The sequence below is a fragment of the Streptomyces sp. NPDC001381 genome (genome assembly GCF_042895685.1).
In the GTDB taxonomy this organism is placed as follows: domain Bacteria; phylum Actinomycetota; class Actinomycetes; order Streptomycetales; family Streptomycetaceae; genus Streptomyces.
In genome coordinates this window covers 1,026,394-1,049,349 of the sequence record NZ_JBIAWO010000001.1, presented here as the reverse complement: position 1 = coordinate 1,049,349, position 22,956 = coordinate 1,026,394, and the positions used below count along the sequence as shown (strand labels likewise).

19 protein-coding genes and 1 tRNA gene are annotated in these 22,956 nt (G+C 73.0%); 4 read left to right on the top strand and 16 right to left on the bottom strand.

Annotation, left to right across the window (positions count from 1 at the left end; translation table 11 throughout):
* Positions 1 to 39 precede the first annotated feature (39 nt).
* The 13 genes from ACFY2L_RS04650 to ACFY2L_RS04590 form a co-directional block, all read right to left on the bottom strand.
* On the bottom strand, positions 40 to 807 hold the full coding sequence (locus tag ACFY2L_RS04650) for a dienelactone hydrolase family protein (protein WP_390655323.1): 768 nt from the start codon (positions 805 to 807) through the stop codon (positions 40 to 42).
* Between the two features lie 73 nt (positions 808 to 880).
* On the bottom strand, positions 881 to 1,192 hold the full coding sequence (locus ACFY2L_RS04645) for a DUF4873 domain-containing protein (protein ID WP_390655324.1): 312 nt from the start codon (positions 1,190 to 1,192) through the stop codon (positions 881 to 883).
* Positions 1,193 to 1,209: 17 nt separating this feature from the next.
* A complete protein-coding gene (locus ACFY2L_RS04640; RefSeq protein ID WP_390821473.1) occupies positions 1,210 to 2,142 on the bottom strand; it encodes a diiron oxygenase in 933 nt (310 codons plus the stop codon).
* 9 nt (positions 2,143 to 2,151) lie between these two features.
* Complete coding sequence (locus ACFY2L_RS04635) at positions 2,152 to 3,042, bottom strand: ThiF family adenylyltransferase (RefSeq protein WP_390655326.1); 891 nt, start codon at positions 3,040 to 3,042, stop codon at positions 2,152 to 2,154.
* Positions 3,039 to 4,004: a hypothetical protein gene (locus ACFY2L_RS04630; protein ID WP_390821472.1), complete on the bottom strand. Its 966-nt coding sequence runs from the start codon at positions 4,002 to 4,004 to the stop codon at positions 3,039 to 3,041. The genes ACFY2L_RS04635 and ACFY2L_RS04630 overlap by 4 nt, the downstream gene beginning before the upstream one ends.
* A gap of 370 nt (positions 4,005 to 4,374) precedes the next feature.
* Positions 4,375 to 5,637 (bottom strand): acyl-CoA dehydrogenase family protein, encoded by a 1,263-nt coding sequence (locus ACFY2L_RS04625; protein ID WP_390655328.1) that lies wholly within the window; start codon positions 5,635 to 5,637, stop codon positions 4,375 to 4,377.
* 122 nt (positions 5,638 to 5,759) lie between these two features.
* Positions 5,760 to 6,131, bottom strand: a complete 372-nt coding sequence (locus tag ACFY2L_RS04620) for an SCP2 sterol-binding domain-containing protein (protein ID WP_390655329.1) — start codon at positions 6,129 to 6,131, stop codon at positions 5,760 to 5,762.
* Positions 6,128 to 7,774 carry a GMC family oxidoreductase gene (locus ACFY2L_RS04615; RefSeq protein ID WP_390821471.1) on the bottom strand — a complete coding sequence of 549 codons (1,647 nt, stop codon included), beginning with the start codon at positions 7,772 to 7,774 and terminating at the stop codon, positions 6,128 to 6,130. The genes ACFY2L_RS04620 and ACFY2L_RS04615 overlap by 4 nt, the downstream gene beginning before the upstream one ends.
* On the bottom strand, positions 7,774 to 8,457 hold the full coding sequence (locus tag ACFY2L_RS04610; RefSeq protein WP_390655331.1) for an SGNH/GDSL hydrolase family protein: 684 nt from the start codon (positions 8,455 to 8,457) through the stop codon (positions 7,774 to 7,776). The genes ACFY2L_RS04615 and ACFY2L_RS04610 overlap by 1 nt, the downstream gene beginning before the upstream one ends.
* 35 nt (positions 8,458 to 8,492) lie before the next feature.
* Positions 8,493 to 8,756 (bottom strand): acyl carrier protein, encoded by a 264-nt coding sequence (locus tag ACFY2L_RS04605; protein ID WP_390655332.1) that lies wholly within the window; start codon positions 8,754 to 8,756, stop codon positions 8,493 to 8,495.
* 56 nt (positions 8,757 to 8,812) lie between these two features.
* Positions 8,813 to 9,790 carry a ribonucleotide-diphosphate reductase subunit beta gene (locus tag ACFY2L_RS04600; protein ID WP_390655333.1) on the bottom strand — a complete coding sequence of 326 codons (978 nt, stop codon included), beginning with the start codon at positions 9,788 to 9,790 and terminating at the stop codon, positions 8,813 to 8,815.
* Positions 9,787 to 11,517 (bottom strand): AMP-binding protein, encoded by a 1,731-nt coding sequence (locus ACFY2L_RS04595; protein WP_390655334.1) that lies wholly within the window; start codon positions 11,515 to 11,517, stop codon positions 9,787 to 9,789. Before ACFY2L_RS04595 ends, ACFY2L_RS04600 begins: the two co-directional genes overlap by 4 nt.
* Before the next feature lie 332 nt (positions 11,518 to 11,849).
* Positions 11,850 to 13,352, bottom strand: coding sequence for a DHA2 family efflux MFS transporter permease subunit (locus ACFY2L_RS04590; protein WP_390655335.1), 1,503 nt, complete (start codon positions 13,350 to 13,352; stop codon positions 11,850 to 11,852).
* A gap of 188 nt (positions 13,353 to 13,540) precedes the next feature.
* Between ACFY2L_RS04590 and ACFY2L_RS04585 the strand changes: the two genes are divergently transcribed.
* Entirely contained in the window at positions 13,541 to 14,548 is a 1,008-nt protein-coding gene (locus tag ACFY2L_RS04585; protein WP_390655336.1) for a beta-ketoacyl-ACP synthase 3, read from the top strand.
* Between the two features lie 689 nt (positions 14,549 to 15,237).
* On the opposite strand, the gene ACFY2L_RS04580 is transcribed toward ACFY2L_RS04585, so the two are convergent.
* Entirely contained in the window at positions 15,238 to 18,633 is a 3,396-nt protein-coding gene (locus ACFY2L_RS04580) for a BTAD domain-containing putative transcriptional regulator (RefSeq protein WP_390821470.1), read from the bottom strand.
* Between the two features lie 302 nt (positions 18,634 to 18,935).
* Between ACFY2L_RS04580 and ACFY2L_RS04575 the strand changes: the two genes are divergently transcribed.
* From ACFY2L_RS04575 to ACFY2L_RS04565, 3 genes are all read left to right on the top strand, one after another.
* Positions 18,936 to 19,109 (top strand): hypothetical protein, encoded by a 174-nt coding sequence (locus ACFY2L_RS04575; RefSeq protein WP_390655338.1) that lies wholly within the window; start codon positions 18,936 to 18,938, stop codon positions 19,107 to 19,109.
* A 3-nt stretch (positions 19,110 to 19,112) separates the two neighbouring features.
* Positions 19,113 to 19,346 (top strand): hypothetical protein, encoded by a 234-nt coding sequence (locus ACFY2L_RS04570; RefSeq protein WP_003976229.1) that lies wholly within the window; start codon positions 19,113 to 19,115, stop codon positions 19,344 to 19,346.
* Positions 19,347 to 19,448: 102 nt separating this feature from the next.
* A tRNA-Ala gene (locus ACFY2L_RS04565) sits at positions 19,449 to 19,521 on the top strand.
* 168 nt (positions 19,522 to 19,689) lie between these two features.
* On the opposite strand, the gene ACFY2L_RS04560 is transcribed toward ACFY2L_RS04565, so the two are convergent.
* On the bottom strand, positions 19,690 to 21,300 hold the full coding sequence (locus ACFY2L_RS04560) for an NADH-ubiquinone oxidoreductase-F iron-sulfur binding region domain-containing protein (RefSeq protein ID WP_390655339.1): 1,611 nt from the start codon (positions 21,298 to 21,300) through the stop codon (positions 19,690 to 19,692).
* The gene (locus tag ACFY2L_RS04555) at positions 21,297 to 22,595 is read right to left on the bottom strand and encodes a cytochrome b/b6 domain-containing protein (RefSeq protein WP_390655340.1); all 1,299 of its coding nucleotides are present in this window, start codon (positions 22,593 to 22,595) and stop codon (positions 21,297 to 21,299) included. Before ACFY2L_RS04555 ends, ACFY2L_RS04560 begins: the two co-directional genes overlap by 4 nt.
* Between the last annotated feature and the right edge of the window lie 361 nt (positions 22,596 to 22,956).

Here is a 22,956-nt window from a genome sequence, read left to right as displayed (position 1 = left end):
GGTCGGTCCCGTCCCGGCAGGTCGGGCGGGTCGGGCGGGTCAGGCGGCGCCGACCCGGGCCGTGAAGCGCAGCACCCGGTTCCAGGCGTCCGCGGAGGCGTCGGCGTACGCGTCGCGCTGGGCGTCGAAGAAGCTGTGCGGGGTGCCCGGGTAGGTGACGACCTCGTGGTCGACGCCGGCCGCGGCCAGGGCCTCCTCGAACGCCGTCACATGGGCGGCCGGGATGCCCGGGTCGTCCCCGGCCATCAGGGCCAGCACCGGGGCGGCCAGGTCCGAGGCCCGGCTGGTCGGTCCGGGGGAGCCGTCCGGACCGTCCGCGGGCCAGCAGTAGAAACCGATCACGCCGGCCAGGTCGAGGCCCCCGGCCGCCGCCATCACCGCGAGCCGTCCGCCGATGCAGAAGCCGGCGGTGAGGACGGCGCGCGCGGCGCCGCCCTCGTCCGAGCGCAGATGGGCGACGCCCGCGGCCAGGTCGGCGTAGAGCTCGCGGGGGCTCAATTTGGCCATGTGCTGGGCGTAGGGGAAGTCCTTCTCCCGCTTTCCGACGCCTGCCGTCCGTCCGTAGTAGTCGATGACGAGCGCCCCTACGCCGTTCTCCGCGAAGCGTTTGGCCAGCTCCGTGTAGAACCCGTAAAGGCCCCGGACGTCGGGAAGGATCACGACGGCCGTTCCGGAGCCGCCGGCGGGGGCCGCGGAGAAAGCGGCGAAAACGTTGCCGTCCTTCGCGGTCAATTCCAGATAACCGCTCTCGATCGCGGCATCCGGAATCTGCGGTACCGGTGGAACGGCGTCTTCGTCGAAGCACATGGGCCGGGGGCCTCCATCGCTTTTGTTTCTTTGCGTCGTGTCTGGGTGTTCGGTTTTACGGTGAGCGTGTTTTCTACGGTTCGACTTCGTCGATGCTGAACGGAACCCGGAACGGGGGCACGCTCGTCCCCTCGATCCGGTACCGGTTCCACAGGTCGGGCTCGGTGATCCGGCCCGCCGCGTGGCCCTCGGCCGTGCGCAGCTCCACGCCGGCGCTGCGGTCGCCCACCAGCCGGGTCAGCTCCTCGTGCGCCTCCAAGCGTCCGTACCAGCGGTACCGGCCGTCGAGCGGCTGGAAGCCGCCGGTCAGCGTGGCCCGGAGGGTGAACTCCGCCCGGCCCTCCACGACCAGTACGGCCGGTCCCTCGTAACCGTCATCCTCCACAATCAACTCCCTTGTATCTAGGCGTCCTTGAGCCAACCGGCCTCACGCCACACCTTCTCCGAGCGACCGCCGATCAGACCGAGCGACTGGTAGTAGGGGGCGATCCGCTCGGCCCCGTAGCCGCCGTTGGCCTTGCTGATCGGGTTGTTGCGGCCCGCCTCCACGGCCGCCTTCGGGTCCAGGCCGGCCCGCTCGTACATCAGCGGGTTGTAGCGGTCCCGGCGGATGGACTTGACCACCGCGGCGAGGAAGTTGCGCAGCAGCTCCAGGCGCCGCGGGGACAGCGTCGGAACGAACCGCTCCAGCTCGGTGCGGGCGAAGCTGATGTGCCGGGCCTCCTCCACGACGTGGATCCGGGCCACCGTGCGCACCAGCGGCTGCACCGTCTCGTCGGCGGCCTGTTCGCGCTGGAAGCGGTCGAAGAACTCCTCGGTCAGCAGCAGCATCGCCCACAGCGCGGGCACCGGCGCGAACGTCTTCAGCAGCAGCCCGCTGCGCTGGGTCTTGGGGTTCAGCGGGTAGAACTCCGTGCCGGTCTTCTCCACCAGCCGGGCGAACATGATCATGTGGCGCACCTCGTCCGCCACCTCGGTCAGCGCGAACTGCACCTGCGGGCTGGTGATGTCCCGCTTGTAGGCGTAGCGCGACACCAGGTGCAGCAGGATGTGCTCGGTCCACACGCCCGCGGCCAGCGACGAGGCCAGCTCCTCACGGCTGAGCAGCAGCTTCTGCTCCAGGCTCAGCGAGTCGTACAGCTCCGTCCCGTACAGCGAGATCCGCTTCTCCGGGAGGAACCACTTGCCCTCCTCCAGCGGCTCGTCCCAGTTGACGTCCACGCGCGGGTCGTAGGAGTGCCGGGCCGACGCGATGAGCAGTTGCGCGGCCTTCTTGGTCTGGCGGGCGAGCGGGTCCTCCGAGCGGCGGCCCGGACGGTCGGTTGCGGTGGTCATCGAGGCTCCTTAGTCCTGTGTTCGCTGGGTGCTGTGCGACGGGGCGTCCGCCGGACCGGCGTCCGCCGAGACGAGCCGGTGCACATCCACCGTGATCTCCTCCCGGACCGGACGGCCGGCCAGGATCTCCACCACGTAGCGGGCCGCGAGCACACCGAACTGGTGCGACGCGTAGACGAGCTGGGGGACGCTGTAGTCCGGTTCCGACCGGTGCGCGGTGACGTCGGCGATCAGGTCGGCCGGGACGATCTCGCGCGGGATCACCCGCAGCAGCAGCGTCCACAGGGCGCCCTCGGTGATGTCCTGCTCGGCGATCGCCCCCGCGAGCGGGTCGGGGTCGGCGCGGTAGTCGTAGTAGCGGACGTGCTGGGTGCCCGACAGGTCGTAGCCGGAGACCACCGGCAGCCGGCGGCGCGCCGCCGCGACGTGCAGGGCGTACTTGGCCCGCCAGCCGCCCAGCGTGGTGACGTCCACCCCGTCGACGACCACGTCCACGCCGTCCAGGAGCAGCTCCGGGTGGTCCGGGCGGATGCCCGCGGTGTCGACCCGGATCCGGGCGAACGGGTTGACCGACCGGATGCGCTCGGCCGCCACCTCCGCCTTGTTGCGGCCGATGTCGGCGTACGTGGCGCTCTGCCGGTTGAGGTTGTTCAGCTCGTACTCCCCGGGCTCGGCGAGCACGAAGTGGCCCGTGCCCAGGCGGGCCAGCGGTTCGACGACCGCGCCGCCCGTCGAGCCGCACCCGGCCACCAGGACCGTGGCGGTGCGCAGCCGCTCCTGCACGGCGTCCGGGATCAGGCCCCGGTTGCGCTCGGTGAGGGCCCGGTAGTACGTCTCCGGATCCTCCGGGACGCCTGCCGGGACCGTCTCTTCCGCGGGTGCCGCGGCGGTGGTGCTCATATCCTCACCCTCCGGATCTCTCCTCCGACCCGGCCGACCAGCTGCTGGAAGCCGGCCAGCGGGTTCGTCGCGTCCAGCGCCCGGCCCAGCCAGCGCACGAGCTCGGCCAGCTCCTCGCCCCGCGGGACGCGGGCCACGAACGGCTTCACGACCGCGCGCTCCACGTAGGCGGGGAAGAGCAGGTCGTCCTCCGGCAGACAGGGCCGGGTGCCCTCGATGACGGTGACGTCCTTCAGACTGCGCGTCAGACGCCGTACCGCCAGGCCCTCCTCGCCGTCGCCGACCAGGAGCTTGGGCTGCGGCGACAGTCCGGCGAGGACCGTGTAGAAGCCGAGCATCAGCTCCAGGGACAGCCGCAGCCGCCGGGCGGGGGAGGTGTCGCGCTCCGAGGGGCGCTGCATCAGGCGTTTGATCTCCCACACCTCGGTCCCCGTGACCGGCTCGTCCAGGGGCACGTGGTCGAAGAGGTTGATGCCGTGGGCGACCTCGCACGGGAAGAGGGCGCGGTCCGGGTGGGTCACGGGCAGCGGAGCGGTGTCCGTGGTGCCGATGACCGACACGTAGCGCAGGATCGCGCCGGTCTCCTCCTCCATGCCGATGACATGGATCTCCTCGCCGTGTCCCACCCCGAGCGGCTCCGCGAACAGGCCGCGCGCGAAGGCGACGCGGTCACTGGCGAAACGGGACCTCAGGTACTGGGCGAGCCGGAACCCGTAGATCGCCAGCCGGTAGCGCTCGGGCAGCCGGGACTGCGGCACCGCGACCACGGTGAGACCGTCGGGCCGGCGGGCGAGATACAGCGGTTCGGTCTCCTCGGGCAGGCCCGCGAGGCTCATCCGGTCGTGCAGCGCCAGCACATGGGCCACGTACCGTGCCCGGCGGGCGTCCTCGCCGCTCCCCGCGGCCTCGGCCGTCCGCTCCCCGGACCCCGGCCTCCCGCCGGTGACGGTCCGCGCGGTCATGCCGGCCTCCGACGCCCGGCGGCGCGCGAGGACGCCTCCGGCTCCGACGCGGGAGCCGGGCCGGACGGGCGGTCGGATCCGGCCGGACGGGCGGAACCCAAGGGGAGAGCGGCACCGGAAGGACGGGGGGAGCCGGCCGGGGCGGCCGGACCGGCCGCGTCCGGCAGGTCCAGCGCCAGGCCGGTGAACCGGGCCGTCGAGGCCAGGGTGGCCTCGATGTACCGCGTGGCCGAGAGCGTGGCCGCGGCCCGCGCCCCAGGGGCGGACAGCGCCGCGGCGGGCCGCGCCCGCCGACCCGGTGCACGGGCCGGGGACGCCGCCGCGGCGCGGGCCGGGGACGTGGCCGTCTCCGTCGTCGCGGGGAGCGGGGTCACAGCCGCCGCCCGTACAGCGCGCCCGTGATGGCCAGGGCCAGGACCTCCGGGGTGCCCTCGTAGATGCGGGCGCCGAAGGACTCCCGGACCAGCTTCTCCACCGCGTGGTCACGGCAGTAGCCGCGGGCCCCGACGATGGACATGGCCTCCTCGGCCACCTCGATCGCCGCGCGGTCGGCGAACAGCTTGGCGACGGCGGGCCCGTAGACGGGAGCGGGGAGCATGTTGTCCGCCTGGTAGGCGGCCTGGAGGTACAGCAGCCGCGAGGCCTCGATCTTCGCGGACATCTCGGCCAGCTTGCGCGCCGTGAACTGGTGCTCGTACAGCGGCTTGCCGGCCTGGACCCGCTCGCCCGCCCACTCCTTGGCGATCTCGAAGGCGCCCCGGGCGACCCCGGTCGAGATCGCGGCGACGATCGAACGGGCCTGGTTGGACTGGAGGGTGAGGTAGTTCCAGGCGCCGCCCTCCCCGAAGGCGATGTTCTCCTCCGGCACCCGGACGTCGTCGAAGTGCAGCGTGGTGCCCAGGCAGGCCCGGTACCCCATCTTGTCGGCGACCGCGCCCCGGGTGACGCCCTCGCTGTCCAGCGGCACGATGAACACGGTCAGCCCGGTGGCGCCGGGGTGGCCCTCGATGTTGGCGAACACGGCCGCCCACTCGCCGACCTTGCCGTTGGTGATGAAGCGCTTGACGCCGTTCAGGACGAAGTGGTCCCCGTCCCGGCGGGCCGTCATCACGTCCTCGGCGAGCTCGGCGTTCTCCGGTATCAGCAGGTCGCAGCCGGCGGTCTCCTCGGTGATGGCGTTGCAGGCCAGCACCGGCTTGTCACCGAGGAACGGCGGCAGGAACCGGGCCTGGAGCTGCTGGTCGCCGGAGAACAGCACGGAGGTCTGGCCGAGCAGCGAGGCGCCGAAGATGAGCGCCGTGCTGGCGCAGACCGACGCGAGCTCCTCCATGGCGACGGCCACGCCCAGCACGCCCATGCCGCGGCCGCCGAGCTCCTTGGGAATGGTCAGCCGCAGCAGCCCCAGCCGGTGGCCGGCCTCGACCATCTCCCAGTCGAAGTCGTCGGCCGGCGCGAGGTCGTTCTCCAGGACCCGTGGCTTCACCACGGTCTGCGCGAACTCGCGCACCTCGTCGCGGAGTTCCTCGACCTCGGGCGGGAGCCGGAACATCGACGGCATGGCCGCCGCGTCGAGGGCGCGCAGGTCGGACAGGGTCGGGGCGTTCGGAACGGCGGTCGTGGTGGTGGCGATCACAGTGGTCCGCTTTCTGTGGTGGCGGGCGATGTGGTGGCGGGCGCCGGGGCGAGGGCGCGGCGGGGCGGGGGAGCGGCGGGACACGCGCGCGGGTCGGGCCCGCGGGGGCCGCGGCCCCCTCCTCAGGAGGCGGCGGGCGCCAGGGCGAGCCGGGCGTACTCGCGCCCGAGCACCGGCAGGTAGTCCGCCAGCGCGCGCACCCGGGCCACCGGGCCCTTCACGGCGAGGCGGCGGCCGACGATGGCGTGGGTCACGCCGAGCTGCCCGAGAAGGACGAGGTGCAGGGCCTCAGGCTGCACCTCCAGGCGCAGGCTCGCGGGGCGGGGCGCGCCCTCGTGCACGCCGTCGGAGTCCAGCAGGAAGGCCGTGCCGGCGTCCCCCGTCAGAACGAACTGGAGGGAGAAGTCACGCTCCTTGAGCAGCGCGGCGAACTCGGCGTCGGTGAGGGCCGCGCGGAAGGCGTCGATGAACAGCTGCGGGTCCTTGAGGGTCACAGTCGTGCTGCCTTTCGTGTGGTGGGGCTCGTCTGGAACTCGTCGATGGGTGTGCCCGCGCCGGAGCCGGCCAGGATCAGCTCGGCCGCGCGTTCCGCGAGCATCACGGTGGGTGCGTGGGTGTGGCCGCGGGGCAGGGACGGCAGTGCGGAGGCGTCGACGACCCGCAGCCCGGCCACGCCCCGCACCCGCAGCGCCGGGTCGAGCACGGCCTCGGGGTCCGCCCCCATGCCGCAGGTGCCGGCCGGGTGGTAGAGGGTCTCCGCGTGCGCCCGGGTCACCGCGTGCACGGTCTCCGGGTCGGGGTCCAGCGCGCCCGGCGTCAGCGGCTTCCCGAGCCGTCCCGCCAGCGCGGGCCGGGTCAGGACGTGCTGGGCCCGGCGCACCCCCTCGGCGAGCACGCGCAGGTCGTCGCCGTCCGGGTCGGACAGATAGCGGGGGTCGATCACCGGGTGCGCCGCCGGGTCGGCCGAGGCGAGCCGGACGCTGCCGTGGCTGCGCGGCCGCAGCAGCACCACGCCCAGGGTGACGCCATGGGTGCGCGGTGCCTTCCCCTGGTCGAGGAACGGCACCAGCATCCACACGAACTCCAGGTCGGGCGCCGCCAGCCCGGGGTCGCTGCGCAGGAACGCCACGGCCTCCGCGAGGTTGGACGTCAGCCGCCCGCGCCGGCCGCGCAGGAACTCGTTGATCTCGCCCTGCTGATCGGTGACGCCGGGGGTGACGCGTCCGCTCGCCTCGAACGCCAGGGGTACGTACAGATGGTCGGCGAGACGCCGGCCCACCCGTGGCGAGTGGGCGTGCACCGCGATGCCGTGCCGGCGCAGCTCGTCCGCGTCGCCCACCCCGGACAGCATGAGCAGCTGGGGGGAGCCGATCGCGCCGGCCGCGAGCACGACCTCGCCCTCGGCGCGGACGACGGCCGGGCCGTCCGGTGTCGTGACGGCGACGCCGACCGCGCGGCCGTTCTCGATCAGGATCCGCTCGACACGGGCGTCCGTGACGACGGTCAGGTTCTCCCGGCGCAGCGCCGGCCGCAGGTATCCGTCGGCCGCGCTCCACCGCCGTCCGCCGCGCTGGGTGGCCCGTACCGGCCCGGCGCCCTCCGGCTCCAGCGGCCGGCCGTCGTCCAGGGCGGGGAGCCCCGCCTCGGCGCAGGCGGCCAGGAACTCGGTGGTGGCCGGGCTGGGATCGCGCAGGTCCTCGATGCGGATCGGCCCGCCCGCGCCGTAGCCGCCGGCGCCGGAGCGGTCCTCGGCGCGGGTGAAGTACGGCGCCACCTCGGCGGCGGACCAGCCCGCGCACCCGTCGTCCGCGGCCCAGCCGTCGAAGTCCGCCCGGTGTCCGCGGGTCCAGATCTGGGCGTTGAGCGAGGACGAGCCGCCCAGCGTGCGGCCGCGCGGCCAGTTCAGCGCGCGCCCGCCGAGGCCCGGCTGGGCGACCGTACGGTAGCCCCAGTCCGCGGAGGTGCCGAACAACGCGGGAAACGCGGCCGGGATGCTGATCTCGGCGCGCCGGTCGGGGCCGCCCGCCTCGATCAGCAGCACTTCCCCGTCGTCGCCGGCGCTGAGCCGGTCGGCCAGCACACAGCCGGCCGAGCCCGCGCCCACGACGATGTGGCGTACCGTGCGGTCGCCGTCCATCAGCTCTCCGTCCGGTCCGTGATCCGGGTGCCGAGGGCCTTCACGATCTCCGCGGTGAGGGCGGCGTGCCCCTCCATCGCGAAGTGGATGCCGTCGGCGCTCATCAGGTTGGGGCGCAGCCGCACGGGGTGGTGCCACATCTCGATCAGGACGGCGTCATGACGCCGTGCCACCGCCCGGATGCGGTCGTTCAGGGCCGCCGTACGGTCGCTGAAGACCGCCAGCTCCGGTACCGACTCGAAGACGTTGGTCACCGTGAACGTGAAGATGTCCGCGCCCTGGGCGCGCACGGCCGTGTACATGGCGTCCAGGTCGGCCTCGACACCGTCGAGGTCCGGCTCGGCGTCGAACAGGTCGTTGCCGCCCGCCGCCACGTTCACGAGGTCCGGTTCGAAGGCCAGGACCTGCTCCAGCTGTTCGGCTCGCACCGCGCCGGTCCGCTTGCCCTTGACTCCGGTGTTCAGATAGGCGAAGTCGGGCTTGCCGGCGCCGAGCGCGGCCGAGATCCGCTCCGGCCACGGCACCGTGGCGTAGCCGGGGCTGGGATCGCCGAGGCCGGCGGCGAAACTGTCGCCCATCACGGCCAGCCGCTTCCAGGGCGCCCCGCGCAGCAGCTGGACGGACTCGTCGTGGGAGATCGTCAGCGGGTCGTCCGCTTCACTGCGCAGATCGTGGGTCGTCATCTTCTCGTGGCACCTCTCTGGGCGGGTGGGTGGAATCAGGCGGCGTCGCTCGGCACCGCCTGCTGCTGGTCGACGAAGTCCTCGATGTCCTTGACCGTCGTGATGTCGGGCGTGGCGCCCGTACCGAGGTCGACCAGGGCGAACTCCTGCTCTATGCGGAGCGAGAGCTCGATGACGGCGAGCGAGTCGTAGCCGAGCTCCTCGACCAGACGGTCCTCGGAACGTGCCTCCCGGGCGCCGAGCGGGCTCATCTCCCCGACGATCTGCCGGACCTGCGCGCGCAGCGTGCTGCTGTCCATGTCCTCTTCGTCCCCTTCTGCTGGTGCTGTCGTGGCTCTGTTTGTCCGGTGGGCCGTCAGGCCGCCGCGGCGCGGATCGGGTGCGGTGCGTTCCAGCGCTCCGCGTACGCGTCGAGCGCCGTGTCGATCGCGAGGTCCCAGGCGGCGCCGGCCTTCTCCACCAGGTGCGGCAGGCCCACCAGCCGCAGCTGCTTGACCAGGCGCTCCCGGGCGATGTCGACACTGCCGCGCAACTGGGCGGCGCGGCTGAGCAGGGCGGCGCGGATCGCCGGGGACGGGTTGTGCCGGGAGGGGCCGATGAGCACCCAGGCGGCCGCGCCCAGCGACTCGAAGTGGGCGTCCTCCACCACCTGGGCGAAGCCGCCGGCGACCCCGTCCTGCGCGGCGCGCAGACCGAAGGAGACGTGCCGCGACTCGTCCCGCGTCACGTTGGTCAGCCCCTCCTCCAGCGCCTGGAGCTTCAGCCGCTTGGCGAGGAAACGGGTGGTGCGCAGCGCCGTCGCCGCCAGGACGCCCTCGGTGATCAGGTGGTAGTAGATGAGCGCCCGGTACCAGGACTCGCGGTCCTCGTGGTCGGCGCGCACCGCGTCGGTCGCCCGGGTGAGCACCGGCGCGAACACCTCCGCGTAGTCGGCGCCCTCCTCGGCGTCGTCGAGGGAGGCGCCGCAGGCGTCCTCCAGGTACGTCTGGAAGAACCGCACGTGCCGGGCCTCGTCGGCGAGCTGCGTGCACAGGAAGATCCGGTCGTCCTCGGTGGGCGGCGCGTCGATCAGGGCGCCCAGGGTGTGGGTCACCGTGACCTCGCCGACCTCCAGTTCGGCCAGCGAGCCGAGCATCTGGGCGCGCGAGAAGGGGCTGAGCGCCTGCCAGGTCTGCGCGTCCCCCGCGGGCGCGACCTGGGCGACGGCCCACTGCTGGCGTTCCCAACGGCGGTACAGGTCGGCGGAGTTCGCGAGCCGGCCGCGCTGCTCTGCGGTGGTTTCGGGGGCCGTCTCGGTGACGTCGAGTACGAGCCCGGCGGTCGTGACGCTCATGTTGCTGCCCCATCCAGTTGCGGTGCGGTCGGTTGCGGTGCGGTCGGTGGTGCCGGGCGGTGCGGGCGGGTGGTGTGCAGGACGTCGCCGGCGAGGGTGTCCTCGGCGGCCTGACGCCACAGCAGCCGGCGGCGCGGTTTGCCGCTGGAGGTGCGCGGGATGGTGCCGCGCCGGGCCCGTACGACGGTGACGTCGACCGTGGTGTCCAGGGCGGAGCGCAGCACGCCGGTCACGGCGTCCAGCCAGCCGTCGCCGGGCGCCTCCACGACGACCACGGCGCCGGAGCGGGCGTCGAGGGTGCCGAGCGCCACCGCGCAGCGGCCGGGCGGTACCCCGGGCACGGAGACGAGGGCCGCCTCCAGGTCCTCGGCGTGCACCTTGCGGCCGCGGACCTTGAGGCTGTCGCCGATCCGCCCGACCACGTACAGCTCGCCGTCGTACAGGAAGCCGGCGTCGCCGGTGCGCAGTCCGTCGTCGCCGAAGGGCTCGTTCGCCGCCGGGTCGGCCGACTGGTAGCCGCCGGCCACGGACGTCCCGCGGACCCGGATCTCGCCGAACGTGCCGTCGGGCAGCGGCGCGCCGTCCTCGTCGACGACGTCCACGGCCGTCTCGGGCACCGGGGTGCCGCAGGAGGCGATCCAGCGTGCGGGGTCCTCCGGGCGGTCGGTGCCGAGGACGCCCGAGTCGACGATCGTCACCGGTGCCCCGGTGGCGAGCGGACCCGCCGGCCGGACGATGCGCGCGCCCGTTCCGGGGCGGACCCCGGTGACGGCGAGCGTCGTCTCCGCCATGCCGTAGCACGGCGCGAGGGCGCGGGAGTCGAAGCCGTACGGGGCGAGCTTGTTGACGAAGTCGGCGACCACCCGTGCGTCGACGCGTTCGGCGCCGCTCATGGCGACCCGCCACGACGAGAAGTCCGTGCCCGCCAGCTCCTCCTCGCGTACCCGTGAAGTGGCGTACCCGTAGCCGAAGTTGGGGGCGGTGGTGATGGTCACCCCGTGCCGGCCGTGGCAGTCGAGCCAGCGGGCCGGGGAGCGGATGAAGTCGACCGGGCTCATCAGCCACAGGTCGATCTGGGCCACGACGGAACCCAGGAACGTCCCGATGAGCCCCATGTCGTGGTACAGCGGCAGCCAGGACGAGCACGAGTCCTCGCCGGTGACGCCGAGCCAGCCGTGGATGGCACGGACGTTGGCGGTGAGGTTCTCGCCGGTGACCCGGACCCCCTTGGGGGTACCGCTGGAGCCGGACGTGAACTGCAGGAGCGCGAGCTCCGCGGTGCGGCGTGCCAGGCCGTCGGCCGCGGGCAGCGTGGCCGGGTCCGGAAGGACGAGGGGTGTGCCCACGCCGGCCTTCGCGCACGCCGTGGCGGCGAGCGGGGCGAGGGCCTCGTCGGTGAGGACGGCGGCCGGTTCGGCGGCGCCGAGGACGGCGGCCGCGTGCTCGGTGAAGGCCTCGTGGCCGCCGAAGGTGACGGGCGAGGCGATCGGTGACGGGGTGGCCCCCGCGTACATGATGCCGAGGAACGCCGGGACGAAGGTCTCGGGCTCCTCGATCAGCAGTGACACGACGCCCTTCGTGACGCCGTTCGCGTGCAGGTGGGCGGCCGTGCTGCGGGCGGCCGCGGCGATGCCGGCGTAGTCGCGCAGGTGCCAGTCGCCGTTTCGGTAGTAGTGGATTCCACGCTCGGGTGCGGGGGAGTCCAGCCAGTCGAGGACTGTGTTCATCAATTCCCCTCATGAACCGATGGGCTCTCGTCCTGTGTTACGGGCCGGCGGGACTCCCCCCCTCGTGGCAATCCCGGATTTCTGCGGGCGGCCGCGCGGGGATGTGCTGTGCGGGGTGTGGCGTGCGGGGATGGGCTGTGCGGGGATGTGCGGGGTGTGGCGTGCGGGATGTGCTGTGCGGCGTGTGGTGTGCCGGGACGCGCCGTGCGGAGGACGCGCTGTGCGGGGACGCGCCGAGCGGGGCCGCGGGTCCGAGAACCGCGGCCCCGCCGGGGGCCGGCCGCGGCCGCGGGGGGTTTGAGCCGCGGCCGGCGTCGGGGGGTGAGCCGGAGTCAGGCCCGGTCCACCGCAGGCGCGTTGTCGGCGCTCTGGGCCGCGGCGGCCTTGGCCGCGGCCTCCGCCTGGGCCTTCATGTAGGCCTGGATCTGCCGCTGGGTCTCGGCGATCTGGGCCATCGACTTCTTGGTGAACAGCCAGAACGCCGGCACCGCGGAGGCGGCGATGAAGATGCCGGCCAGCAGGAACGCGTTCAGGTATGGCTGCGGCGTGCTCAGGTCACCGGCCGCGAACACCGCCGCCATCGAGGCGACGCCGACCGATCCGCCGAACTGGCGCGCGGTGGTGTTCATGCCGGTGCCGGTGGCGAACTTCAGCGGGTGCACGGAGATGGAGGCGGCGGTCGTCACGCTGGTGAGCGCGGCGCCGATCACCGCTCCGCCGAGGGCGCCGTACGGCAGCCACAGGGCCATGAACTTCTCCTCGCTGCCCAGGCCGTAGTACGCCCAGAAGCTCAGCCCGAGGAAGATCAGGCCGGAGACGATGACCACCGGCCGCTGCTTCTCCGGCGGCACCCGGCGGCCCACCGCGATGGCGGCGACCGCGGAGAGCACCGCACCCGGGGTGACGGCGAGACCGGCCTTGAGCACGGAGTAGTGCCAGATCGTGGTGAGGTACAGCGGCCCGGACAGGAACCAGACGAACAGCCCGGCGCCCAGCAGGAACGACGTCAGGTTGGCCGCCGCGAACATCGGGGTGCGCCACAGCTCGGTCTCCACGGCCGGGGCCTGGTGCGAGCGGGAGCGCAGGAGCGAGAAGGCCACGAAGGCGATGCCCGCGCCGATCCACACCCAGGTCTTCACCGCGTCCCAGCCCCAGTCGCCGCCCTTGGTGAGGCCGATGACGATGCCGGCGATGCCGAGCGTGACGGTGGCGGTGCCGAAGAGGTCGGGCAGCTTGGAGTTCTCCGCGGCCCGCTTGGGCAGCTTCAGCCCGCCGGCGATCACGGCGAGGCCGATCGGGATGTTCAGGATGAACACCGCGCGCCAGTCGATCTCGCTGACCAGGAGCCCGCCCAGCGAGGGACCGGCGGCCGCGGCCATGGAGCCGGCCGCTCCCCAGATGCCGATGGCCTCGGCCCGTTTCTCCGCGGGGGTCTCGGACAGGACCAGGCCGAGTGCGGCGGGGATCATTCCGGCGGCGCCGATGCCCTGGACGGCGCGGGCCGCGACGAGCATCTCGACGTTCGGCGCGATGGCGCACGCCAGCGACGCTGCGCTGAAGACACCGACCGACCAGAGGAACAGATTGCGTCGGCCGAGGACGTCGGCGAAACGGCCGGCCGGCGTCAGCAGAGCCGCGAAGAGGATGCCGTAACTGGTCACCACCCAGGTCAGGTCGGTCACGGACTCCTTCGGGAAGTCCTCGTGCAGGGCCGGGAAGGCCACATTGACGATCGTCGTGTCGAGGAAGGCCATGAACGTCGCTGCCGATGTCAGCAGCAGTGTCTTCCCCGCGCTCGACGGCTCGGCGCGAGACGCAAGCGTGCCTGAGGTCACTGTCGATCCCTCCAACTAACATTCCTTGGGTATGTGAGTACATACCGTAGGTATGTGATTGTCAAGCGGAATCCGTGCGCATTGTCGTCGCTGTGTCACAGGGGGTCGCGGGGCTCGCGTGCGTAATGCCTACGAAGGGAGCACGCAGGAGCAGAACCAGCAGCCGTGAGCGACGACAGGAGTCCCGTGTGAACACCACGCACGCCGTACCCGCCCCCGGGCCGGCCCGCCACCCCGCGGCCCTGCTCGGCATCGGTGCCTACCGGCCCCGACGGATCGTCACCAACGAGGAGATCTGCCGCACCCTGGACTCGTCACCCGAATGGATCCTGCGCCGCAGCGGCATCGGCACCCGCTGCTTCGCCGGGCCCGACGAGACCCTGGCCGAGATGGGTGCGACGGCCGCGGGCAAGGCGCTCGCCGACGCCGGCGTCGCCCCCGACGAGGTCGACCAGATCCTGGTCGCCACCATGTCGGACACCGGTACGGCGGGCTCCGGCGCCCCACCCGGTGAGCTGGCCGCGGAGATCGGCCGCCAGCTGGGGGTGCCGGCCGCCGCCTGGCAGGTCGGCGCCGCCTGCGCCGGCTTCACCGTGGGACTCGCCCTGGCCGCCGCGTCCGTCGCCACGGGACAGGCGCGCACCTGCCTGGTCGTCGGCGTCGAACGCATGTCGGACATCCTCGACCCACGGGACCGCTCGACCGCGTTCCTCTTCTCCGACGGGGCGGGCGCGGCCCTGGTCGGGCGGGCCACGGACCCCGGCATCGGCACCGTGGTGTGGGGAACGGACCCCGGGATGCGGGACGCGATCACCGTACGGGAGGAGCCGGAACACGGCGGGCCGGTCATCCGTATGCAGGGTTCCTCGGTCTTCCGCTGGGCGGTGACCAACCTGCCGGACGTCGTCCGGGACGTGCTGGCCCGCTCCGGTGTCGGCCCGGGGGAGGTCCAGGCGTTCGTCCCGCACCAGGCGAACCTGCGCATCATCGAGGCGGTAGCGCAGAGCGTGGGGTTCCCCGCCGAGGTCGCCGTGGCCCGCGACATCGTCGACCAGGGCAACACCTCGGCGGCCTCGATCCCGCTGGCCCTCGACCGCATGCGGACCTCGGGAGTCCTCGCCGAGGGAGACCTCGCGGTCCTGATCGGCTTCGGCGCGGGCCTGACCTACGCGGGCATGGTGGTCCGCATGCCCTGAGCCCCTCACCCCTCGGCCCGCCGCGGACCGGGGCCCGGAGAACGCCGGCGGACGGCGGACGGCCCGCCTGCCGACGGCGACGGCCCGCCTGCTGACGGCGACGGCCGGCCTGCCGACGGCGGACGGCCCGCCTGCTGACGGCGACGGCCCGCCTGCTGACGGCGACGGCCGGCCATCCGTCGGCCGACAGTTGTGGGTCGTCGGTCGGCGGTCCGGGGCGTGGGTCGGCGGCCCGGGGCGTGGGTCGGCAGCCCCGGGCCTGGGCCGGCAGCCGTCAGCTGTCAGTCGGCGGGAGTGGACCGTCGGTTTCCGGCCGGCCTGGTGGGCCGGGGGCCGACGGCTGTGGGCAGGCAGCCGTCGGCCGGCGACGGTGGGTCCGTCAGGCGTCCGCCGTCGGCCCTGCGCCGTGCGCCGACGGCGTGGGGCGGGCGCACGGCCGCCAGCCGTGCGGCGGCGGCCGTGCGCGGTGCGCGGGCAGCCGTGGGCCCTCAGCGTCGGCCGGCGGCCGTGGGCCCCGGTTGTGGGCCGGCGGAGGCGGGACCGGAGTCGTGGGTCCTGTCGTCGGCTGTGAGCTGTGGCCCCCGGCCGTGGGCCCCGGTTGTGGGCCGGCGGAAGCGGGACCGGAGTCGTGGGTCCTGTCGTCGGCTGTGAGCCGTGGCCCCCAGTCGAGGGTCGGGAGCCCGCGGACCCTAGCCGAAGAGCGGGCCCGGGTGGGGGTGGCCTTGGTCGGGGTGGCCGCTCAGCAGGGTGCGCAGGGTGTCCGCCTCCGGCAGGCCCAGGGGGTCGGCGAGGCGGAGGGCGCGCCTCCAGAGGTGGTCCGGACGGCCGTGCCGCGGGGCCGTGCCGGCGGCGCGGCCCCAGGAGAGGAGGGCCCGTGTCTCTCCCAGCCGGTGGCCCGCCGCCCGGTACAGCGCGGCGGCCCGCCGGTAGTCCGCGATCGCGGCCGCGCACCGGCCGGACGCCAGGGCGCAGTCCGCCTCCGAGACGAGCGTCCGCGCCCTGGCGAGCCGCATGTCACAGCCCTGCAGGACGCGCCGGGTGCGCCGGCAGGCCGCCAGCGCCTCCTCGTAGAGGCCCAGGCGCACGTACGCCGCCGCGCTCTCCGCCTGGGCGCGCGCCGCCGCCTGCGGGTAGGTGATCTGCTCCGCCAGCAGCAGCGCCTTGCCGAAGCTGCGCATGGCCAGATCGGTGTGGTCGGCCGCGGCCTCCACACTGCCCAGCCGGATCAGGCAGTCCGCCTCGATGCGCGGGTCGGACAGGTGCGGGATCGCCACATGCGCCTCGCGCGCGGAGGTCACCGCCTCGGCATGCGCGCCCAGGTCGCTGAAGAGCGCCGCCCGGCAGGTCAGCGCGATGGCCACGCCCTCGTGGAAGTCCATCTCACGGCTGGTCAGGATCGCCAGCTCGCACCACTGCTGCGCCTCCGCGTGCTCCCCGAGCAGCCGCAGCGACAGCGCGATGTAGGCGGGCAGCCGGATCAGCCCGAACCGGGACCCCGACTGCTCCGCGAGCCTCAGCGCCTCGCGGAAGCCGCTCAGCGCGGCGACCGCGTCCCCGGCGTCGTAGGCGTTGCGGGCCAGCCGGGCGACCGCGTTGGCCTGCCCCGCGAGGTCACCGAGTTCCTCGTGGATGCGCAGCGCCGCGCGCATGTACCGGTCCGCCAGCCCCAGCACACCCACCGACCAGTACGACCTGCCGATCACGGCCAGCGAGAGTGCCTCGCCGGCCCGCCACGACGCACCCCGGCTCACCGCGAGCGCCTCCCGGGCCCGCTGCCGCTCGGAGGGAGGGCGGCCCTCCCGGTAGCGCGAGTCGGCGACGTTGAGCAGCATCGCCGTGTTCGCCCGCTCGTGGCCCGACCGGGCGGCCGCCCGCTGGGCCGCCTCCACCGCCGCGGACCAGTCGTCGCCGCCCGGATGCAGCCGGATGTAGCCCAGCATCGCGTCGGCCAGCCGCCAGCTCGCCGGACCCAGCCCCAGGTCCGAGGCGAGCTTGATGGCCGCGCAGAGGTTGGTCTTCTCCCGGTCGAGCCAGGCGACATCGATGTCAGGCCCTCGCTGCCCCGCCGCGCCCGCGGTGTCCCCGGCACCCGTGCCGGCCGGATCGCCGCCGTCCGCGGGGTCCTCGCCCGGTCCGGGAACCGCCTGCGGCCGGCCGCCCCAGGGCCTGAGCACCGCCACGGCCGCCCCCCGGTGCACCCCCGACATCTGGATGCCGTCGGCGAGGCTCGCCCGCTCCACCGCCTGCCGGTACCACTCCAGCAGCCGCAGCAGGACGTCCCGGCGCACCTCCCAGGGGTCCTCCGTGGTGGCCCGCCCCACCGCGTACTCCTTCACCATGTCGTGCATCCGGTAGCGGCGCGGCGCGTACTCGGCCAGCAGGTTGGCGCGTACGAGGGCCCCGAGCCGTTGTTCGAGCCGGGCGAACGAGCAGTCCGCGAGCGCCCCCACCGTCTCGCGGCCGAACTCGGTGCCGGGTATCACGCCCAGCTGTCGGAACAGCTGCCGCTGGGCCGTCGTCAGCTTGCCGTACGACAGGTCCAGCGCCCGGCTCATCGCCCCGCGCGCGTCCGCCCCGTCCGTCATCGGGACCTGCGCGAGGACCTGGCCCAGCGGTTCCTCCGGGTGGCTCGCCGCGTAGGCCCCGCTGAGCCGCACGGTCAGCGGCAGCCGCCCGGAGGCCTGGACGATCCCGGTCGCGGCCTCCGGTTCCCTCGCCACACGCGCGCTGCCGACCAGCGAGGCCAGCAGCAGGAGCGCCGACGCGTCGTCCAGGGCGTCCAGCAGCACCTCGCCGGCGAAGTAGGTCGCGGTCAGCCCCGGCAGCCGGTCCCGGCTGGTCACCAGGACCGCGCTGCCGTCGACGCTCGGCGGCAGCAGGTGGCGCACCTGTTCGGAGCTCGCCGCGTCGTCCAGGACGAGCAGGACCCGCCTGCCGACGAGCAGCGTCCGGTACAGCGCGGCACGCTCGTCGAGCCCGAAGGGGATGTCGGCGGCCGGCAGCCCCAGCGCGAGCAGCACCGAGGCGAGCGTCTCGGCGGGTTCGAGCGGTGGCAGGTGCCGCTCGTGCCCCCGCAGCGACACGAACAGCTGCCCGTCGGGGAACGCCGTGCCGGCCCGCTCCGCCCACCGCAGCGCCAGCGTCGTCTTGCCCGCCCCCGCCATGCCGCTGATCACGGCCAGATTGGTCCCCTGCGGCCCGGCCGCCCGCCCCGGCCCGCGCGGGGGCGTCAGCAGCTCGTCCAGTTGGTCCAGTTCACGCTCCCGGCCGGCGAAGTACCCGGTGCTGACGGGCATCCGCAGCCGCTCGCGCGCCCGGCCGGCGGCGGGGACCGTCGTGCTCGTCACCGACGGACGCGCCGGACGGAGCAGTTGTTCCCCGGCCCGGCGCAGTGCCTCGCCGGGCCGCGTCGACAGGTCGCGGGCGAGCCGTACCCGGACGGCCTCGTAGGTGCGCAGGGCCGCCGCGGGGTTCCCGCTGTCGCGGTGGGCCCGGATCAGCCGGAGCGCCAACTCCTCGTCGTACGGCCTCTTCTCGGCCATCTGCTGGAGCAGCGGGAGTATCTCCTGAGGCCGGCCCTGCCGTAATCGGGTGTCGTAGAAGCCCAGCAGGGCGGCCTGGCGTTCGCCTTCCAGCGTCGTGCGCAGCGAGTCGACGTGGGTGCCCCCCAGGTCGCCGAGCGCGGACCCCGACCACTGCGCGAGCGCGGCCTCCAGCAGCCCGGAGCGCTTCTCGTCGTCCTTGGCCTCGGCGGCCCGGGCCGCCAGGTCCCGGAAGCGGTACAGGTCCACGGCCGCGGGATGGACCCGCAGCACGTACCCGTTGCCCTGGGACGCCAGGACCGGCTGCCCCGGTGCCCCGGCCATGACCTTGCGCAGCCGGGCGGCGTACCCCGCGAGCGCGTTGCGGGCGTGCCGCGGCGGGTGGTCGTCCCACATGAGTTCGGTGAGCCGCTCGGTGGGCACCACGTTGTTCACGTCCACCAGGAGCATCGCCAGCAGGCTGCGCTGCCGTGCGTGCCCGATGTCCAGGTCGTGCCGGCCGACCAGGGCTCGTACTGGTCCCAGCACCCGCAAGTCGATCACTGTTGACTCCGCTCGAGAGTGGATCGGCCGCGGGGCCGGCTGGTGCTCCTCCGCGGTGGCGCACTCAAGGTTTCCCGAGTGAGCCCGTGGTGGCAAAGCCCTCCGGGATATTCCCGGAGGCCGTGTCGGGGCTCCGCCCGGTCGGGAGCCCGCTTGAGTCGGATCGGCCCCGCCAGGCGTATACCTCTGCGGAGGCGCCTGCCGTGTCCGGACTGGTACTGAGGCGTCGCTGACCGTATTGGCCCGGCCGTGGCAGAATCAAACGGCCGGAAGGGGGCGCGGCCCGACGGGAGGGAGTAGTGATGCCTGCGAGCATCCTCGGAGAGGTCGGCCACCTCTCCGAAGCGGCGTTGACACGGGACAAGGCCACCCGGCTCAGCTGCCCCTCCTGCGGTTCCGCGTTCGTGGCGCAAGTCCTCGGGGACAACGGCGGAATCTCCTACGTGTGCACGGCCTGCGGCCACAGCTGGAGCTGATCGATGGGTGCACACAGGCGGAAGTGCGACTGGTGCGGCAGCGGCACCCCGATCGTCCGCGACATGGAGCCGGTGAACCCCGACTATCAGTACTGGTGCGAGGAATGTGCCCGGGCGCTGATCATAAAAGGCGACCCGATCGAGACGTACCGCGAGCTGGAGGGCGAGCCGATCTACGGCCGGCTCCTCGAGGAGCACTGCACGCTCAAGCGGTTCTATTCGTTCGTCACCGCTTGAAATTTCGGGCAAAGCGGACAGAACGGAAACGATTTGGTTCTCTCGCGGGAGGACCGGTAATGTTGGCGTCGCCGCCGGGGAAACCCGGAAGGAGCACCGCAAGGGGCTATAGCTCAGTTGGTAGAGCGCCTGCATGGCATGCAGGAGGTCAGGAGTTCAATTCTCCTTAGCTCCACAAGCAAGGTCCCGCCGGATCGGATTCGATCCGGCGGGACCTTTTTTTGCCGCCTTGCCGCCTTGCCGCCTTGCCGCCTTGCCGCCTCGCCGTTTTGCCGCGAGCGCGCCGGAATGCCGAAGGGGCCGCCTGGAGAAAACAGGCGGCCCCTTCCGGATGCGGGGCTGGTCAGCGGCCGAGGGCGCGGCGGCCGCGGCCCTGGGAGAGGACCGGCAGGTTGCGGGAGGGCGCCTGCGCGCGCGTGTCCTCCTCCAGGCGCAGGGCGAGCGCCGGGCAGCGACGCACCGCGCGTAGAGCCTTGGCCTCGGCGTAGCGCGGCACCTTCGCCTGGGCCACGGTGGGGAATCCGTCGGCCCCCAGCTGGAACACCTCCGGCAGGATGTCCGCGCACAGACCGTGACCGCGGCACAGGGTCCAGTCGACGAAGATCTTCTGGCGGCTGTCGCCGGTCTCCTGGGGCTCTGCGCCGCCGGGGATGCCGGTGGGGAGCTTGCCGTCCTCGAAGAGCGGGAGAACGCCCTCCACGGGTCTTCCGCAGCCGTTCCCGAGGACGTGCGCCGCGAGGTCGTCGGTGAACGCCTTGATGGTCGACTCCAGGAACATCGCGGAGCCGTCGGGGTGCGAGCACGCCCCGCGCCGCTTGACGTTCTTGGCGACCTGCTTGAGCGCCTCCAGGGCGGCCGGGCCGCCGCCGTTGATGATGTCCTCCATGCCGCGCGCCGCGGCCGGCAGGCCGAGGTAGCAGGGACCGCACTGTCCCGCGCTCTCCTCCGCCAGCCACTGCGCCACCCGCAGCGACTCGCCCAGCGGGCAGGTCTCCTGACTGATCGGCAGGATCGCGCCGGCGCCCAGGGCCCCGCCCACCGCGTCCAGGGAGTTGCGGGAGACGATGGCCTCGTTGACCGTCGCCGCGTCGATCCACTTGCCGTGGTAGCCGCCGGTCAGCACGCCCTGGGGGACCGGCGGGGCGCCCGCCAGCTGCAGGACGTAGCGCAGCGGGACGCCGGTGGGCACCTCGATCACCATGGGGCGGGCGACCGCGCCGGAGACGGTCAGCATGACGGTGCCCGGCTCGTCGTAGAGGCCGGTGTTGCCGTAGCGTTCCGGCCCGATGCGGGCGGCGATGGCCAGCTGGGCGAAGGTCTCGGCGTTGGACAGCAGGGTGGGCGCGCCGCCGACGCCGCTCTGGGAGGCGCTGGTCTTGCGGCCGGGCGGGATCGCCGGGCCGCCGTCGATGGAGCGGATCAGCGACGCGGCCGCGCCGGTGACCATGCGGATCGGGTTGCGCTGGACGAACGCCTTCAGCGCCGAGCGGCGGCCGTTGCTCAGGCCGCGCTCGGCCAGCGCGGCCTCCATGGAACGCTCCGTCGACTCCCGGGTGACCCCCACCACGAGCGTGCGGGCACCCAGCGCCTCGGCGACCAGCAGCGCGCCGTCCAGGATGAGGTGCGGGGCACGGTTGATGAGCACCGTGTCCTTGCGGCAGGCCGGCTCGTCCTCGCTGCCGTTGACGACCACGACCGGCCGAACGCCCCGCTTGATCGCGGCGTCGGCGACCGAGCGGAGCTTCTTGTGGAACGGGAAGCCCGCGCCGCCGCGGCCCTTGAGGTTGATGCGCTCGGAGAGCTGCGCCAGCTTCTCTCCGCCCATGGGTTCAAGCGGCCCATGCACCTTCAGGTGCATGGGCAGATCGAGTCTCTCGACAAGGTCGAAGCCCGACGTGAGCTGCGGAAGCCCGACCACGCGGACTTCTGGGACGTCGGGCAGGGCCTCGTTCACCTATAGCCTCCGGAAGGCGTGTTCCAAGGTTCGCCCGAACCCGGATTGTCGAAGGACGCTCCGGGCGATGGTGCGTTGGCGGGACCGCTGTTGTACGTGTCATTCGAGTTGTACGTGCCGAACTGGGTGTTCGTCTCACCCGTGTCGTACACATCACGTCCGCCGGGACCGCCGGTGCCCGGATTGCCATAGACCGGGATGTTGAATCCCGTGTCCTGCAGCGGGTCGTAGGCCGACGGGGGCGCCTCGCCGACGGGCGGCGGGGACGGGATCGGCCAGCTGCCCGAGGTGCTGCCGCCGCTGTCCATGCGCGGCATGGCCTCCGTGGCCTGCATGTCGAACGGCATGTTCATCCGCGCGGTCTGGTCGGCCGCGGCGTACTGCTGCTGCGGCCCCGGGGTGTTGACGGCGCGGTAGGCGGCCGCGAAGCCGGCCCCGGACTCCGCCGCGGGCGTGTCGTACAGCGGCGAGGCGGACTGCGGGGCCCTCCGGGAGCCCAGGGTGTCGGCCGCGGACTGGCGGGGCGGACGGCTCTCGTAGCCGGGCAGCGACGAGGCCTCCGCCATACGCGCGCGTGACGCCTCCAGGCCGTCCATGGCGGACCGCTCGCCCGCGCCCAGGATGCCGGTGATCTGGTCGGCGATCTTGCGCTTGAAGGAACGCGGGGCGGCGCGCAGCACGAGGGCGGCCATGACGCCGACCAGGCACAGCTCGTACGCGTAGAAGAAGAACGGCTTGGCCAGTCGTCCCGCGTAGAGGCCGTGGATCAGGGCGAAGCACAGCGCCGGGTAGGCGAGCATGTGCATGGCGCGCCAGCGCGCGGCGACCTCGGCCGGGGCGGCGAACTGGTTGCGCAGGGCGCCGGTGATGCCCACGAAGATCATGAGCAGCCCCGCCGCGGAGCCGAGGCCGATCAGACCGCCGATGCCGGTGACGCCGAGGGAGAACGGGATGAGCGCGCCGATCAGGACGGTGTGCTGCAGCGCGATCTTGACGGTGATGTGGACCAGCAGGAAGGCGATCGAGCCGACGGCGGTCACCCGGTGGACGCCCTGCGCGATGATCCGCTGGCGTGTGTTGAGGAGCAGCCGGTCCTGGGCGACCAGGCCCCAGATGACCGAGCAGGTGAGGCACACCAGGGACAGAACGCCCGCACCGAAGTTGAGGAAGGCCTGTACCTGGTCGCCGCCGGCCAGCACGACCACGGGTATGAGGACCAGGACGACAGCCGACGCCACCCCGTAGGCCGACCGGCCGGGCTTGGGGATCGAGCTGTTACTGAGAAGAGTGTTCATGGGGGCAACTCCGAGCAGTTTCGGGAAAGCGGTCCCGCTGCCGAACTCTAAGTGGCTCCATACCGATGGGTACGAGGTTTGAGTTATTGCGTTGTTATCAAGTGATCATCTGGGCGGGACGATGTCCCTTTAGTTACTGTTACGCGAAGTAATCCTTGACCTTTGTTCAACTTCGGCCGGGTGTGCCCGGTGTCCGTAGGTCATACGTAAGTCCGTCGCAGCTTGCTCAAGGCCTGCGGTACCCTAGCGCCATGCGTGCCGTACGCCTTCTGCTTAGCGAGCCGCGCTGATCAGTCCCGAACGCCGGTGGACCGGACGGTTCGGAATCGGCGCGGCGTCCCCTCCTGTGCGAGGGGATTTT

Excerpts from the sequence above, each read along its gene's own strand:
- ACFY2L_RS04630 (WP_390821472.1), bottom strand. The coding sequence starts at position 4,004 with ATGACCGCGCGGACCGTCACCGGCGGGAGGCCGGGGTCCGGGGAGCGG.
- ACFY2L_RS04595 (WP_390655334.1), bottom strand. The coding sequence starts at position 11,517 with ATGAACACAGTCCTCGACTGGCTGGACTCCCCCGCACCCGAGCGTGGA.
- ACFY2L_RS04575 (WP_390655338.1), top strand. The coding sequence starts at position 18,936 with ATGCCTGCGAGCATCCTCGGAGAGGTCGGCCACCTCTCCGAAGCGGCG.
- ACFY2L_RS04640 (WP_390821473.1), bottom strand. The coding sequence starts at position 2,142 with ATGACCACCGCAACCGACCGTCCGGGCCGCCGCTCGGAGGACCCGCTC.
- ACFY2L_RS04635 (WP_390655326.1), bottom strand. The coding sequence starts at position 3,042 with ATGAGCACCACCGCCGCGGCACCCGCGGAAGAGACGGTCCCGGCAGGC.
- ACFY2L_RS04650 (WP_390655323.1), bottom strand. The coding sequence starts at position 807 with ATGTGCTTCGACGAAGACGCCGTTCCACCGGTACCGCAGATTCCGGAT.
- ACFY2L_RS04600 (WP_390655333.1), bottom strand. The coding sequence starts at position 9,790 with ATGAGCGTCACGACCGCCGGGCTCGTACTCGACGTCACCGAGACGGCC.
- ACFY2L_RS04610 (WP_390655331.1), bottom strand. The coding sequence starts at position 8,457 with ATGACGACCCACGATCTGCGCAGTGAAGCGGACGACCCGCTGACGATC.
- ACFY2L_RS04605 (WP_390655332.1), bottom strand. The coding sequence starts at position 8,756 with ATGGACAGCAGCACGCTGCGCGCGCAGGTCCGGCAGATCGTCGGGGAG.
- ACFY2L_RS04615 (WP_390821471.1), bottom strand. The coding sequence starts at position 7,774 with ATGGACGGCGACCGCACGGTACGCCACATCGTCGTGGGCGCGGGCTCG.
- ACFY2L_RS04570 (WP_003976229.1), top strand. The coding sequence starts at position 19,113 with ATGGGTGCACACAGGCGGAAGTGCGACTGGTGCGGCAGCGGCACCCCG.
- ACFY2L_RS04555 (WP_390655340.1), bottom strand. The coding sequence starts at position 22,595 with ATGAACACTCTTCTCAGTAACAGCTCGATCCCCAAGCCCGGCCGGTCG.